The 14633-nt window shown below is 55.8% G+C and carries 13 protein-coding genes; 12 read left to right on the top strand and 1 reads right to left on the bottom strand.

Features of this window, described 5'->3' with window-relative positions:
• From murD to mutT, 12 genes are all read left to right on the top strand, one after another.
• Entirely contained in the window at positions 1 to 1317 is a 1317-nt protein-coding gene (murD, locus tag AM329_RS13530) for a UDP-N-acetylmuramoyl-L-alanine--D-glutamate ligase (protein WP_023315390.1), read from the top strand.
• The gene (gene ftsW, locus AM329_RS13525; protein WP_003856348.1) at positions 1317 to 2561 is read left to right on the top strand and encodes a cell division protein FtsW; all 1245 of its coding nucleotides are present in this window, start codon (positions 1317 to 1319) and stop codon (positions 2559 to 2561) included. The genes murD and ftsW overlap by 1 nt, the downstream gene beginning before the upstream one ends.
• A complete protein-coding gene (murG, locus tag AM329_RS13520) occupies positions 2558 to 3622 on the top strand; it encodes an undecaprenyldiphospho-muramoylpentapeptide beta-N-acetylglucosaminyltransferase (RefSeq protein ID WP_003856347.1) in 1065 nt (354 codons plus the stop codon). Before ftsW ends, murG begins: the two co-directional genes overlap by 4 nt.
• 59 nt (positions 3623 to 3681) lie before the next feature.
• On the top strand, positions 3682 to 5157 hold the full coding sequence (gene murC / locus AM329_RS13515) for a UDP-N-acetylmuramate--L-alanine ligase (RefSeq protein WP_003856345.1): 1476 nt from the start codon (positions 3682 to 3684) through the stop codon (positions 5155 to 5157).
• The gene (locus tag AM329_RS13510) at positions 5150 to 6070 is read left to right on the top strand and encodes a D-alanine--D-alanine ligase (protein WP_003856344.1); all 921 of its coding nucleotides are present in this window, start codon (positions 5150 to 5152) and stop codon (positions 6068 to 6070) included. The genes murC and AM329_RS13510 overlap by 8 nt, the downstream gene beginning before the upstream one ends.
• Before the next feature lies 1 nt (position 6071).
• Entirely contained in the window at positions 6072 to 6914 is an 843-nt protein-coding gene (gene ftsQ, locus AM329_RS13505; protein WP_003856342.1) for a cell division protein FtsQ, read from the top strand.
• Entirely contained in the window at positions 6911 to 8167 is a 1257-nt protein-coding gene (gene ftsA / locus AM329_RS13500) for a cell division protein FtsA (RefSeq protein ID WP_003856340.1), read from the top strand. The genes ftsQ and ftsA overlap by 4 nt, the downstream gene beginning before the upstream one ends.
• A gap of 63 nt (positions 8168 to 8230) precedes the next feature.
• On the top strand, positions 8231 to 9382 hold the full coding sequence (gene ftsZ / locus AM329_RS13495; RefSeq protein ID WP_003856338.1) for a cell division protein FtsZ: 1152 nt from the start codon (positions 8231 to 8233) through the stop codon (positions 9380 to 9382).
• Positions 9383 to 9483: 101 nt separating this feature from the next.
• Positions 9484 to 10401, top strand: coding sequence for a UDP-3-O-acyl-N-acetylglucosamine deacetylase (gene lpxC, locus AM329_RS13490; protein WP_003856337.1), 918 nt, complete (start codon positions 9484 to 9486; stop codon positions 10399 to 10401).
• A 280-nt stretch (positions 10402 to 10681) separates the two neighbouring features.
• On the top strand, positions 10682 to 11185 hold the full coding sequence (gene secM, locus AM329_RS13485) for a secA translation cis-regulator SecM (RefSeq protein ID WP_032610173.1): 504 nt from the start codon (positions 10682 to 10684) through the stop codon (positions 11183 to 11185).
• A gap of 58 nt (positions 11186 to 11243) precedes the next feature.
• Positions 11244 to 13949 carry a preprotein translocase subunit SecA gene (gene secA, locus AM329_RS13480; RefSeq protein ID WP_003856335.1) on the top strand — a complete coding sequence of 902 codons (2706 nt, stop codon included), beginning with the start codon at positions 11244 to 11246 and terminating at the stop codon, positions 13947 to 13949.
• Positions 13950 to 14006: 57 nt separating this feature from the next.
• Complete coding sequence (gene mutT / locus AM329_RS13475; protein ID WP_032610174.1) at positions 14007 to 14399, top strand: 8-oxo-dGTP diphosphatase MutT; 393 nt, start codon at positions 14007 to 14009, stop codon at positions 14397 to 14399.
• Between the two features lie 34 nt (positions 14400 to 14433).
• On the opposite strand, the gene yacG is transcribed toward mutT, so the two are convergent.
• Positions 14434 to 14628 carry a DNA gyrase inhibitor YacG gene (gene yacG, locus AM329_RS13470; RefSeq protein ID WP_003856332.1) on the bottom strand — a complete coding sequence of 65 codons (195 nt, stop codon included), beginning with the start codon at positions 14626 to 14628 and terminating at the stop codon, positions 14434 to 14436.
• Positions 14629 to 14633 lie beyond the last annotated feature (5 nt).

Here is a 14633-nt window from a genome sequence, read left to right as displayed (position 1 = left end):
ATGGCAGATTACCAGGGCAAAAAAGTCGTTATCATCGGGTTGGGCCTCACCGGCCTCTCCTGCGTGGACTTTTTCCTTGCGCGTGGCGTGACGCCGCGCGTGATGGATACGCGCGTCTCTCCGCCGGGTCTGGACAAGCTGCCGGAGCAGGTTGAACGCCACCTGGGTGGTCTGAATGATGAGTGGCTGCTGGCCGCCGATCTGATTGTTGCCAGCCCCGGTATGGCGCTGGCGCATCCTTCCCTGAGCGCCGCCGCGGATGCAGGCGTTGAGATTGTCGGCGATATCGAACTGTTCTGCCGGGAGGCGCAGGCGCCGATCGTCGCCATTACCGGTTCAAACGGTAAAAGCACCGTCACCACGCTGGTGGGGGAAATGGCGAAGGCGGCGGGCAAAAATGTCGGCGTGGGCGGTAACATTGGTCTGCCCGCTCTGATGCTGCTTGATAAAGGGTGCGAGCTGTTCGTCCTTGAGCTTTCCAGCTTCCAGCTGGAAACCACTTCAAGCCTGCATGCGGCGGCGGCGACGATCCTAAACGTCACCGAAGATCATATGGACAGATACCCGTTCGGCTTGCAGCAATACCGTGCGGCCAAACTGCGCGTTTATGAAAATGCCAAAGTTTGCGTGGTGAATGCCGATGATGCACTCACCATGCCGGTGCGCGGCGCAGACGATCGCTGCATTAGCTTTGGTATTAATATGGGTGACTATCACCTTAACCGTCAGCAGGGCGAAACCTGGCTGCGGGTGAAAGGTGAGAAGGTGCTGAACGTGAAAGAGATGATGCTCTCCGGCCAGCATAACTACACCAATGCCCTGGCGGCGCTGGCGCTGGCGGATGCCGTTGGCCTGCCGCGATCTTCAAGCCTGAAGGCGCTGACCACCTTTACCGGCCTGGCGCACCGGTTCCAGCTTGCGCTGGAGCACAACGGCGTACGCTGGATTAACGATTCCAAAGCGACCAACGTGGGTAGCACCGAGGCGGCATTGAACGGTCTGCACGTTGATGGCACGCTGCACCTGCTGCTGGGCGGCGACGGTAAATCGGCTGACTTCTCCTCGCTGAAGCAGTACCTCAACGGTGATAACGTGCGCCTGTATTGCTTTGGCCGCGATGGTAGCGAGCTGGCGGCGTTGCGTCCTGAGGTCGCCGAGCAAACCGAGACCATGGAGCAGGCGATGCGTCTTATCGCCCCACGCGTGAAGCCCGGCGATATGGTGCTGCTCTCACCAGCCTGTGCCAGCCTCGATCAATTCAAGAATTTCGAACAGCGGGGTGATGTCTTTACCCGCCTGGCGAAGGAGTTAGGCTGATGCGTTTATCTCTCCCTCGCCTGAAAATGCCGCGCCTGCCAGGATTTGGTATCCTGGTATGGCTGTTTACGGCGCTGAAAGGCTGGGTGATGGCTTCACGGGATAAAGATTCCGACAGCCTGATCATGTACGACCGCACGCTGTTCTGGCTCACGCTGGGGCTGGCAGCGATCGGCTTTATTATGGTCACCTCGGCGTCAATGCCTGTCGGACAGCGTCTGGCAAACGACCCGTTCCTGTTTGCCAAGCGTGACGGGCTTTACATCATTCTCGCGTTCTGCCTGGCGCTGATCACCTTACGCCTGCCAATGTCGTTCTGGCAGCGGCACAGTACGGCCATGCTCATCGCCTCAATCATCATGCTGTTGATCGTGCTGGTTGTCGGGAGCTCTGTTAACGGGGCATCACGCTGGATTGCCTTTGGCCCACTGCGTATTCAGCCGGCGGAGTTCACCAAACTGTCGTTGTTCTGCTACCTGGCTAACTACCTGGTGCGTAAAGTTGACGAAGTCCGTAACAACCTTCGCGGCTTCTTAAAACCGATGGGCGTGATTCTGGTCCTCGCGATCCTGCTGCTGGCGCAGCCCGACCTCGGTACGGTAGTCGTACTGTTTGTCACTACGCTGGCGATGCTGTTCCTGGCGGGCGCAAAACTGTGGCAGTTCATTGCCATCATCGGGATGGGGATTTCGGCGGTGGTGCTGCTGATCCTCGCCGAACCCTACCGTATCCGCCGTGTGACCTCGTTCTGGAACCCATGGGAAGATCCGTTCGGCAGCGGTTACCAGCTGACGCAGTCGCTGATGGCGTTTGGCCGCGGCGAAGTCTGGGGCCAAGGCCTGGGCAACTCGGTGCAAAAACTGGAGTATTTACCGGAGGCGCACACCGACTTCATCTTCTCCATTATTGGGGAAGAACTGGGTTATATCGGTGTGGTATTGGCGCTATTAATGGTATTCTTCGTCGCTTTCCGCGCCATGTCGATTGGCCGGAAAGCGCTGGAGATCGATCACCGCTTCTCCGGTTTCCTGGCCTGCTCAATTGGTATCTGGTTTAGCTTCCAGGCACTGGTAAACGTTGGGGCGGCAGCGGGTATGTTGCCGACTAAAGGTCTGACGTTACCGTTGATCAGTTATGGTGGTTCGAGTCTGTTGATCATGTCGACGGCCATCATGTTTTTGTTACGCATAGATTATGAAACGCGTCTGGAGAAAGCTCAGGCGTTTACACGAGGTTCACGATGAATCAACCGAAGCGGTTAATGGTGATGGCAGGCGGTACCGGCGGACATGTGTTCCCGGGGCTGGCGGTTGCGCACCATTTAATGGAACAGGGCTGGCAGGTACGCTGGCTGGGAACCGCAGACCGCATGGAAGCCGACCTGGTACCTAAGCACGGTATCGAGATCGACTTTATTCGTATTTCTGGCCTTCGTGGCAAAGGGATCAAGGCGCTGCTGCTGGCGCCGGTGCGCATTTTCAATGCCTGGCGTCAGGCGCGCGCCATTATGAAGCGTTTTAAGCCTGACGTCGTTCTGGGCATGGGGGGGTACGTTTCCGGCCCTGGCGGACTGGCGGCGTGGTCATTAGGGATTCCCGTTGTTCTGCATGAGCAGAACGGTATTGCCGGTTTGACCAACAAATGGCTGGCAAAAATCGCCACCAAAGTTATGCAGGCCTTCCCCGGGGCATTCCCGAAAGCGGATGTCGTAGGGAATCCGGTACGTGTGGACGTGCTGGCGCTGGCGCTGCCAGATACGCGTCTGGCGGGTCGCGAAGGGCCGGTGCGCGTGCTGGTCGTCGGCGGTTCCCAGGGCGCGCGTATTTTAAACCAGACGATGCCGCAGGTTGCGGCAAAACTGGGTGATGCAGTGACCATCTGGCACCAGAGCGGGAAGGGCGCTCAGCAGACCGTTGAGCAGGCCTACGCGCAGGAAGGTCAGCCGCAGCATAAAGTAACTGAATTTATTGATGATATGGCCGCAGCCTATGCATGGGCCGATGTCGTGGTCTGTCGCTCGGGCGCGCTGACGGTGAGCGAAATCGCCGCCGCCGGTTTACCGGCGCTGTTTGTGCCGTTCCAGCACAAAGACCGACAGCAGTACTGGAATGCACTGCCGCTTGAAAAAGCGGGTGCCGCGAAGATTTTTGAGCAGCCACAATTTACCGCTGATGCGGTCGCCACTACCCTGGCGGGCTGGAACCGGGATGTATTACTGGAGATGGCGCAACGCGCACGCGCGACCGCTATCCCGGATGCAACGGAACGGGTGGCAAAAGAAGTGAGCCTGGCAGCCCAGGCATAATTCTCGCAGCGCGTGTTGCGCTGCACGATTTTTTTGAAGTAGTCGATGGCGTTTAGAGAATGAATACACAACAACTGGCAAAACTGCGTTCTATCGTGCCCGAGATGCGTCGCGTCCGGCACATTCACTTTGTCGGCATCGGTGGTGCTGGCATGGGCGGTATTGCCGAAGTGTTAGCTAACGAAGGCTATCAGATCAGCGGGTCTGACCTGGCGCCAAACCCTGTTACGCAGCAGCTGGCGTCGCTGGGGGCGACTATCTATTTCAATCATCGCCCGGAAAACGTGAGCGATGCGAGCGTGGTTGTGGTGTCCAGCGCTATCTCCGCGGATAACCCGGAAATCGTTGCGGCGCATGAGGCGCGCATTCCGGTGATCCGTCGCGCGGAAATGCTGGCGGAACTGATGCGTTTCCGTCACGGCATTGCGGTGGCCGGCACGCACGGTAAAACCACCACAACAGCGATGGTCTCCAGCATTTATGCGGAAGCGGGTCTCGACCCGACGTTCGTTAACGGTGGTCTGGTGAAAGCCGCTGGCGTGCATGCGCGTCTGGGCCATAGCCGTTATCTGATTGCGGAAGCGGATGAGAGCGACGCGTCGTTCCTGCATCTACAGCCGATGGTGGCGATCGTCACCAACATCGAAGCTGACCATATGGACACTTACCAGGGTGACTTCGAGAACTTAAAGCAGACCTTTATTAACTTCCTGCACAACCTGCCGTTCTATGGCCGTGCGGTGATGTGCGTGGACGATCCGGTTATTCGCGAACTGCTGCCGCGCGTCGGGCGTCAAATTACGACCTACGGCTTCAGCGAAGACGCGGATGTACGCGTAGAAGATTACAAGCAGATCGGTGCGCAGGGGCATTTCACCCTCGCGCGTCAGGATAAAGACCTGCTGCATGTCACCCTGAACGCGCCGGGACGTCACAACGCCCTGAATGCGGCAGCGGCGGTGGCTGTTGCGACAGAAGAAGGCATTGACGATGAAGCGATCCTGCGTGCACTGGAGAGCTTCCAGGGGACGGGCCGTCGTTTCGACTTCCTCGGTGAATTCCCACTGGAGCCGGTAAACGGTAAGCCAGGGTCTGCGATGCTGGTGGATGATTACGGTCACCATCCGACGGAAGTGGACGCAACCATCAAAGCGGCACGTGCGGGTTGGCCGGAAAAGAATCTGGTCATGATCTTCCAGCCGCACCGTTACACGCGTACCCGCGATCTGTATGACGATTTTGCCAACGTCCTTTCTCAGGTTGATACCCTGCTGATGCTGGATGTTTATGCTGCGGGTGAAACGCCGATTCCGGGTGCGGACAGTCGTTCTTTATGTCGTACCATCCGTGGACGCGGTAAAGTGGATCCTATTCTGGTTCCCGACCCGGCGCAGGTGGCTGAAATGCTTGCCCCGGTCCTGACGGGTAACGATCTGATCCTGATTCAGGGCGCGGGAAATATCGGCAAAATCGCCCGTACCTTAGCTGAAATCAAACTGAAGCCGCAAACTCAGGAGGACGAGCGTCATGGCTGATAAGATTGCTGTCCTGTTTGGCGGCACTTCCGCCGAACGCGAGGTTTCTCTGAATTCGGGCGCTGCCGTGCTGGCGGGCCTGCGTGAAGGTGGCGTGGACGCGCATCCGGTTGATCCGAAAGAGGTGGACGTCACGCAGCTGAAAGCGATGGGCTTCGATAAAGCCTTCATCGCGTTGCACGGCCGCGGTGGTGAAGACGGCACGTTGCAGGGGCTGCTGGAGCTGATCGGTATACCGTACACCGGCAGCGGCGTGATGGCATCCGCCATCTCCATGGATAAACTGCGCAGCAAACTGCTGTGGCAGGGCGCGGGCCTGCCCGTTGCGCCATGGGTTGCACTGACGCGTCGTGAATATGAATTGGGTCTGTCGGACAGCGTTAATACACGCATTGCGGCACTGGGCTTACCGGTTATTGTTAAGCCGAGCCGTGAAGGGTCGAGCGTGGGAATGTCCAAAGTTGATAAAGCTGTAGATTTGGCTGACGCTTTAGCACTGGCATTTCAACATGATGAAGAAGTTCTGATTGAAAAATGGCTTAGCGGGCCGGAATTTACCGTCGCGATGCTTGGCGAAGAAATTTTACCGTCAATTCGCATCCAACCCGCCGGAGTCTTCTATGATTATGAGGCGAAGTATCTCTCTGATGAGACGCAATATTTCTGCCCAGCGGGTCTTGAAGCAGAGCGTGAAGCCGAATTACAGTCTCTGGTGCTTAAAGCGTGGAATGTTCTGGGATGTCGTGGCTGGGGACGCATTGACGTAATGCTTGACGGTGACGGGCAATTTTATCTGCTGGAAGCAAACACGTCTCCGGGAATGACCAGCCATAGCCTTGTGCCGATGGCGGCGCGTCAGGCGGGAATGAGCTTCTCGCAATTAGTTGTACGTATTTTGGACCAGGCGGGCTGATATGTCTCAGGCTGCATTGAACACGCGCAACCGCGATGACGAAGAAGAATATTCCTCTTCGCGCCGGAGTAATGGAACGCGTCTTGCAGGGATCATCTTCCTGCTCGGGGTGCTGTGCACCGTGTTTATCAGCGGCTGGATGGTGCTGGGCTGGATGGAAGATGCGCAGCGGTTGCCGCTTTCAAAGCTGGTGGTGACCGGGGAGCGACACTACACGCGTAACGATGATATTCGCCAGTCGATTCTGGCGCTTGGGTCGCCTGGCACCTTTATGACGCAGGACGTCAACATTATTCAGAGTCAGATTGAACGTCTGCCGTGGATAAAACAGGCAAGTGTCAGAAAGCAATGGCCTGATGAATTGAAGATTCATCTGGTTGAATATGTGCCGATTGCGCGTTGGAATGATCAGCATATGGTTGATGTAGACGGAAATTCGTTCAGCGTCCCGAGCGATCGTGTCAACAAGCAGAATTTACCGATGTTGTATGGGCCGGAAGGCAGCGAAAACGAAGTATTGCAGGGTTTTCGTGAGATGGGGCAGGTGCTGGCTAAGGATCGCTTTACGTTAAAAGATGCTGCGATGACGGCGCGCCGTTCCTGGCAGTTGACCTTAACGAATGGCATCAAGCTCAACCTTGGCCGCGGCGATACAATGAAACGTCTGGCGCGTTTTGTAGAACTTTACCCGGTTTTACAGCAGCAGGCGCAGACGGATGGCAAACGGATAAGCTACGTTGATTTGCGCTATGACTCAGGCGCAGCAGTCGGTTGGGAGCCGGCTCCGGTCGAGGAACCTAATCAGCAACAAAATCAGGCACAGGTACAGGCAGAACAACAATGATCAAGTCGACGGACAGAAAATTGGTAGTAGGACTGGAGATTGGCACCGCGAAGGTTGCCGCTTTGGTAGGGGAAGTTCTGCCCGACGGTATGGTCAATATCATTGGCGTGGGCAGCTGCCCCTCCCGTGGTATGGATAAAGGTGGGGTAAACGACCTTGAGTCGGTGGTGAAATGCGTTCAGCGCGCCATCGACCAGGCTGAATTGATGGCAGATTGCCAAATTTCCTCTGTCTATCTGGCCCTTTCTGGTAAGCATATCAGCTGCCAGAATGAAATCGGTATGGTGCCGATTTCCGAAGAAGAAGTGACGCAGGAAGACGTTGAGAACGTTGTCCACACGGCGAAATCCGTGCGTGTTCGCGACGAGCACCGTGTGCTGCATGTGATCCCGCAGGAATACGCGATCGACTACCAGGAAGGCATCAAGAATCCGGTCGGTCTGTCGGGCGTGCGTATGCAGGCAAAAGTGCACCTGATCACATGTCACAACGATATGGCGAAGAACATTGTAAAAGCCGTTGAACGTTGTGGCCTGAAAGTTGACCAACTCATTTTCGCCGGACTTGCCGCGAGCTATTCCGTGCTGACCGAAGACGAACGTGAACTGGGCGTCTGTGTGGTCGATATTGGTGGTGGTACAATGGACATGGCTGTCTATACCGGCGGTGCGTTACGCCACACCAAAGTGATCCCGTACGCCGGGAATGTGGTTACCAGCGATATCGCTTACGCCTTTGGTACGCCACCGAGCGATGCAGAGGCGATTAAAGTGCGCCATGGTTGCGCGCTGGGCTCTATCGTCGGCAAAGACGAGAGCGTTGAAGTGCCGAGCGTAGGCGGTCGACCGCCGCGCAGCCTGCAACGCCAGACGCTGGCAGAGGTAATTGAGCCGCGTTATACCGAGCTGCTCAACCTGGTCAACGAAGAGATTTTGCAGTTACAGGAACAGCTTCGCCAGCAGGGTGTGAAACATCATCTCGCGGCGGGGATTGTATTAACCGGCGGGGCAGCGCAAATTGAAGGTCTTGCGGCCTGCGCTCAGCGCGTGTTCCATACGCAGGTGCGTATCGGTGCGCCGCTGAATATCACCGGTTTAACGGATTATGCCCAGGAGCCGTACTATTCAACGGCGGTGGGCCTGCTGCACTACGGGAAAGAGTCCCATTTAAGTGGTGAGGCAGAGGTGGAAAAACGCGTCTCGGTGGGGTCGTGGGTCAAACGACTTAACACCTGGCTGCGAAAAGAATTTTAATTTTTTTAAGAGACCGGAGAGAATTAGCGGTCTCGGGCGACAGGCACAACGGAGAGAGAGATTATGTTTGAACCTATGGAATTAACCAACGACGCGGTGATTAAAGTCATCGGCGTCGGTGGCGGCGGCGGTAACGCCGTAGAGCACATGGTGCGCGAGCGCATCGAAGGTGTTGAATTCTTCGCGGTGAACACCGATGCGCAGGCGCTGCGTAAAACGGCTGTTGGCCAGACGATTCAGATCGGTGGTGGCATCACCAAAGGTCTGGGAGCAGGGGCTAACCCGGAAGTGGGCCGCAACGCGGCTGAAGAAGATCGTGAAGCGCTGCGCGCTGCACTGGACGGTGCAGACATGGTCTTCATCGCAGCGGGTATGGGCGGCGGTACAGGTACCGGTGCAGCACCCGTTGTGGCGGAAGTCGCTAAAGATTTAGGTATTCTGACCGTTGCTGTCGTGACCAAGCCTTTCAACTTTGAAGGTAAGAAGCGTATGGCTTTCGCGGAGCAGGGTATCACCGAGCTGTCCAAGCACGTGGACTCTCTGATTACCATTCCGAACGACAAGCTGCTGAAAGTGCTGGGTCGCGGTATCTCTCTGCTGGACGCCTTTGGCGCGGCAAACGACGTGCTGAAAGGCGCGGTTCAGGGTATTGCTGAACTGATTACCCGTCCTGGCCTGATGAACGTCGACTTTGCAGACGTTCGTACCGTGATGTCCGAGATGGGCTACGCGATGATGGGCTCTGGCGTGGCGAGCGGCGAAGACCGTGCGGAAGAAGCTGCTGAAATGGCGATCTCCTCTCCACTGCTGGAAGATATCGATCTGTCTGGCGCGCGCGGCGTGCTGGTCAACATTACCGCTGGCTTTGACCTGCGTCTGGATGAGTTCGAAACTGTGGGTAACACCATCCGTGCATTCGCCTCTGACAACGCGACCGTCGTTATCGGTACCTCCCTTGATCCGGAAATGAACGACGAACTGCGTGTGACCGTTGTGGCCACCGGTATCGGTATGGACAAGCGTCCTGAGATCACCCTGGTGACTAACAAACAGACTCAACAGCCGGTTATGGATCGTTACCAGCAGCACGGTATGGCGCCTCTGACTCAGGAGCAAAAACCCGCTGCGAAAGTGGTGAACGACCCGACTCCACAAACGGCAAAAGAGCCAGATTATCTGGATATCCCGGCGTTCCTGCGTAAGCAAGCTGACTAAGAATTGGCTGGAATTTGGGGATTTGCGCTCTTTGTGCTAAACTGGCCCACCGTTAGTGATATACACTCTCGGTTGGATAGTTAATTTGGCGAGATTATACGATGATCAAACAAAGGACACTTAAACGTATCGTTCAGGCGACGGGTGTCGGTTTACATACCGGCAAGAAAGTCACACTGACGTTACGCCCTGCGCCGGCCAATACCGGGGTCATCTATCGTCGCACCGACTTGAATCCACCGGTAGATTTTCCGGCCGATGCCAAATCTGTGCGTGATACTATGCTCTGTACTTGTCTGGTGAACGAGCATGACGTGCGGATTTCTACCGTAGAGCACCTGAACGCCGCCCTGGCGGGTCTGGGTATCGACAACATTATGGTTGAAGTCGATGCGCCAGAAATCCCGATCATGGACGGGAGTGCTGCTCCGTTCGTTTATTTGTTGCTGGATGCCGGCATCGAAGAACTGAACTGCGCGAAGAAATTTGTTCGCATTAAAGAGACCGTTCGCGTCGAAGATGGCGACAAATGGGCTGAATTCAAACCGTACAATGGTTTTTCGTTGGACTTCACCATCGATTTTAACCATCCGGCGATTGACTCCAGCACCCAGCGCTATGCGATGAACTTCTCTGCGGATGCGTTCATGCGCCAGATCAGCCGAGCACGTACCTTCGGCTTTATGCGTGATATCGAATATCTGCAATCCCGCGGCCTGTGCCTGGGCGGCAGCTTCGATTGTGCCATCGTTGTTGACGATTATCGCGTACTGAACGAAGACGGCCTGCGTTTTGAAGATGAATTTGTTCGTCACAAAATGCTGGACGCGATCGGCGACCTCTTCATGTGTGGTCACAACATCATTGGTGCCTTTACCGCGTTTAAATCCGGTCATGCACTGAACAACAAACTGTTGCAGGCCGTCCTGGCAAAACAGGAAGCCTGGGAATATGTGACCTTCGAAGACGAAGCTGAACTGCCGCTGGCGTTCAAAGCACCGACTATGGTCCTGGCGTAACGGTTAAACCCGTTTCGTAAGAAAAGCGACTGGTTCACCTGGTACTCTCTCCGACCAGGGAAGCCAGTCGTTTTTATTTCTGCCCTTCTTTAATTTGTCCCTTTCACCCCTGGCCTGTGTCGGGTGCCGAATAACGGTGTGTTCGCTGCATTATTGACCGTTTTTACCTGCTGCAAGGTGTCATTCCTGCTGCCGTGTACTGGCTTTAGTGGTAATATCTGGGCGCTAAAAAAGAATAACTAAACTCAGCCTGCACTGGCGGGCGAACGTGGTGGAGCAAGTGAGCGGAATACTGACGCGCTGGCGACAATTTGGCAGACGTTACTTCTTGCCGCATCTCTTATTGGGGATGGTCGCGGCGAGTCTCGGCTTGCCTGTGCTCAGCAACAGCGCAGACGCGGCAACGCCAGCACGTTCCACGACGACCAAACACGATCTCACCACACGGGTTAACTTCACTAATCTCGCATGGCTTGAAGCCAGCCGTCGTCCCAATTTCTCCGTTGATTACTGGCAGCAGCACGCGATTCGCACGGTTATCCGCCATCTGTCGTTCGCGATGGCGCCGCAGACGATGCCTGTTGCGGAAGAAACGCTGCCGGTCCAGGCTCAGCATCTTGCCCTGCTCGATACGCTTAATGCGCTTCTGACGCAGGACAACCAGCCGCCAGTGACCGTGAATCAGACGGCGAAAACGGATTTTGTTTCCCCTGCATCCTTCTCTGTTTCGACATGGATTAGCCAGGTTCACGGCATCCGTGCCGGGCCTCAATGCCTCAGCTAAATTAACCTTTTTCAATACCTTAATTTATCTGCCCGACTGGGGCGTTTGAGAATTTATTATGCTAATCAAATTGTTAACCAAAGTTTTTGGTAGTCGTAACGATCGTACCCTGCGCCGCATGCGCAAAGCTGTGAACGTCATCAACGGTATGGAACCGGCGATGGAGAAGCTCTCTGATGATGAGCTGAAAGCGAAAACCGCGGAGTTCCGTGCGCGTCTGGAGAAAGGCGAAACCTTAGAAAGCCTGATCCCGGAAGCCTTTGCCGTAGTACGTGAGGCCAGTAAACGCGTGTTCGGCATGCGTCACTTCGACGTGCAGCTGCTGGGCGGGATGGTGCTCAACGAGCGCTGCATCGCGGAAATGCGTACCGGTGAAGGTAAAACCCTGACTGCAACGCTGCCGGCTTACCTGAATGCGCTGACGGGTAAGGGTGTTCACGTTGTTACCGTCAACGACTATCTGGCGCAGCGCGACGCCGAAAACAACCGTCCACTGTTCGAATTCCTCGGCATGACCGTGGGCATTAACATGTCCGGCCTGCCGGCACCTGCCAAGCGTGAAGCCTACAACGCGGACATCACCTACGGCACCAACAACGAATACGGCTTCGACTACCTGCGTGACAACATGGCGTTCAGCCCGGAAGAGCGCGTCCAGCGTAAACTGCACTATGCGCTGGTGGATGAGGTTGACTCCATTCTGATCGATGAAGCGCGTACCCCGCTGATCATCTCCGGCCCGGCCGAAGACAGCTCCGAGATGTACCGTAAAGTCGACAAAATCATTCCTCACCTGCTGCGTCAGGAGAAAGAAGACTCCGATACCTTCCAGGGTGAAGGTCACTTCTCCGTGGATGAAAAAGCGCGTCAGGTCAACCTGACCGAACGCGGCCTGGTGAAAATCGAAGAGCTGCTGGTTGCTGAAGGCATTATGGAAGAGGGCGAGTCTCTGTACTCCCCGAGCAACATCATGCTGATGCACCACGTAACGGCTGCACTGCGCGCGCACGCGCTGTTCACCCGCGACGTTGACTACATCGTTAAAGACGGGGAAGTCATCATCGTCGATGAACACACCGGCCGTACCATGCAGGGACGTCGCTGGTCCGATGGCCTGCACCAGGCCGTGGAAGCCAAAGAAGGCGTGGATATTCAGAACGAAAACCAGACGCTGGCATCCATCACCTTCCAGAACTACTTCCGTCTGTACGAGAAGCTGGCGGGGATGACCGGTACCGCAGATACCGAAGCGTTTGAGTTTAGCTCCATCTATAAGCTGGATACCGTGGTAGTACCTACCAACCGTCCGATGATCCGTAAGGATATGCCGGACCTGGTATACATGACTGAAGCGGAAAAAATTCAGGCGATCATCGAAGATATTCGCGAACGTACCGCGAAGGGCCAGCCGGTACTGGTGGGGACCATCTCCATCGAGAAGTCCGAAGTGGTGTCTAACGAGCTGACTAAAGCAGGCATCAAACACAACGTTCTGAACGCCAAGTTCCACGCTAAAGAAGCAGATATCGTTGCGCAGGCGGGTTACCCGGCAGCCGTAACCATCGCCACCAACATGGCGGGTCGTGGTACCGATATTATGCTCGGCGGTAGCTGGCAGGCCGAAGTGGCGGAGCTGGAAAACCCAACCCCAGAGCAAATCGCGCAGATCAAAGCCGACTGGCAAGTGCGTCACGACGCGGTGCTGGCATCCGGTGGTCTGCACATCATTGGTACCGAGCGTCACGAATCTCGTCGTATCGATAACCAGCTGCGCGGTCGTGCGGGTCGTCAGGGTGATGCCGGTTCTTCCCGCTTCTATCTGTCTATGGAAGATGCGCTGATGCGTATTTTCGCCTCTGACCGTGTGTCCGGCATGATGCGTAAACTGGGCATGAAACCTGGCGAAGCGATCGAGCACCCGTGGGTTACCAAAGCGATTGCCAACGCCCAGCGTAAAGTGGAAAGCCGCAACTTCGATATTCGTAAGCAGCTGCTGGAATATGATGACGTTGCCAACGACCAGCGTCGTGCGATCTACACCCAGCGTAACGAACTGCTGGACGTGTCCGACGTGAGCGAAACCATCAACAGCATTCGCGAAGATGTGTTCAAAGCCACTATCGACGCTCATATTCCACCGCAGTCTCTGGAAGAAATGTGGGATATCGAAGGCTTGCAGGAACGTCTGAAAAACGACTTCGATCTCGAACTGCCAATCAAAGAGTGGCTGGACAAAGAGCCTGAGCTGCACGAAGAGACCCTGCGCGAGCGTATCTACGAAACCGCGCTGGACGTCTACAAGCGTAAGGAAGAAGTGGTTGGCGCAGAGATGATGCGTCACTTCGAGAAAGGCGTAATGTTGCAGACCCTGGACTCCCTGTGGAAAGAGCACCTGGCGGCAATGGACTACCTGCGTCAGGGTATCCACCTGCGAGGTTATGCGCAGAAAGATCCGAAGCAGGAGTACAAGCGTGAATCCTTCTCCATGTTTGCTGCCATGCTGGAGTCGCTGAAGTATGAAGTTATCAGCACTCTGAGCAAAGTTCAGGTGCGTATGCCGGAAGAAGTGGAAGCGATGGAGCAGCAGCGTCGTGAAGAAGCTGAGCGTCTGGCACAGATGCAGCAGTTGAGCCATCAGACCGATGAGAGCGAAGCCGCAGCAGCAATCGCAGCGCAGACGGGCGATCGTAAAGTTGGTCGTAACGATCCGTGCCCATGCGGTTCCGGCAAAAAATACAAGGCGTGCCACGGCCGTCTGAGCTAAGAACATAACAAACTGAAAAGGCGCAGATATCTGCGCCTTTTTTATGGAAGTGACATGATGAAAACACTGCAAATTGCTGTCGGGATCATTCGCAACCCGCAAAACCAGATCTTCATTACCCAACGTGCCGCCGATGCGCACATGGCCAACAAATGGGAATTCCCCGGCGGGAAAATCGAATCAGGTGAAACGCCGGAGCAGGCGCTGGTGCGTGAGCTTCAGGAAGAGGTGGGGATCACCCCGCATGGCGCAACGCTGTTCGATAAGCTGGAGTACCAGTTTCCGGATCGTCACATCACGCTGTGGTTCTGGCTGGTGGAAAGCTGGGAAGGTGAACCGTGGGGTAAAGAGGGGCAGCCGGGTAACTGGATTGAGCTTCAGGCCAGCGATGCGGAAAAATTTCCGCCCGCCAATGAGCCTGTGATCCTTCGGCTGGTTGCACAACCGTAGGCCTGCTACGCGAAGCGCCAGCAGGCTTTGAACGTTACTGCTGGTTTTCGCTCCAGTCATCGCTATCCGAGAGATCGCCTTCGCTCGGAATGCGTTTCTCTTCCGCCGCCCATTCGCCCAGGTCTATAAGCTGACAGCGCTTGCAGCAGAATGGGCGAAATGGACTCACTTCTCCCCAGACGACAGTTTTCCCACAGGTTGGGCAGTTTACGGTGGTTACGTCAGACATCGGCA

Origin of the sequence: Enterobacter cloacae complex sp. AR_0002 (genome assembly GCF_001922365.1) — a bacterium.
Taxonomy (GTDB): Bacteria; Pseudomonadota; Gammaproteobacteria; order Enterobacterales; family Enterobacteriaceae; genus Enterobacter; species Enterobacter hormaechei_C.
Note: the sequence above shows the minus strand (reverse complement) of the source record. Positions and strands in the feature narration are given on the sequence as shown.

Excerpts from the sequence above, each read along its gene's own strand:
- murD (WP_023315390.1), top strand. The coding sequence starts at position 1 with ATGGCAGATTACCAGGGCAAAAAAGTCGTTATCATCGGGTTGGGCCTC.
- ftsW (WP_003856348.1), top strand. The coding sequence starts at position 1,317 with ATGCGTTTATCTCTCCCTCGCCTGAAAATGCCGCGCCTGCCAGGATTT.
- murG (WP_003856347.1), top strand. The coding sequence starts at position 2,558 with ATGAATCAACCGAAGCGGTTAATGGTGATGGCAGGCGGTACCGGCGGA.
- murC (WP_003856345.1), top strand. The coding sequence starts at position 3,682 with ATGAATACACAACAACTGGCAAAACTGCGTTCTATCGTGCCCGAGATG.
- AM329_RS13510 (WP_003856344.1), top strand. The coding sequence starts at position 5,150 with ATGGCTGATAAGATTGCTGTCCTGTTTGGCGGCACTTCCGCCGAACGC.
- ftsQ (WP_003856342.1), top strand. The coding sequence starts at position 6,072 with ATGTCTCAGGCTGCATTGAACACGCGCAACCGCGATGACGAAGAAGAA.
- ftsA (WP_003856340.1), top strand. The coding sequence starts at position 6,911 with ATGATCAAGTCGACGGACAGAAAATTGGTAGTAGGACTGGAGATTGGC.
- ftsZ (WP_003856338.1), top strand. The coding sequence starts at position 8,231 with ATGTTTGAACCTATGGAATTAACCAACGACGCGGTGATTAAAGTCATC.
- lpxC (WP_003856337.1), top strand. The coding sequence starts at position 9,484 with ATGATCAAACAAAGGACACTTAAACGTATCGTTCAGGCGACGGGTGTC.
- secA (WP_003856335.1), top strand. The coding sequence starts at position 11,244 with ATGCTAATCAAATTGTTAACCAAAGTTTTTGGTAGTCGTAACGATCGT.
- mutT (WP_032610174.1), top strand. The coding sequence starts at position 14,007 with ATGAAAACACTGCAAATTGCTGTCGGGATCATTCGCAACCCGCAAAAC.
- yacG (WP_003856332.1), bottom strand. The coding sequence starts at position 14,628 with ATGTCTGACGTAACCACCGTAAACTGCCCAACCTGTGGGAAAACTGTC.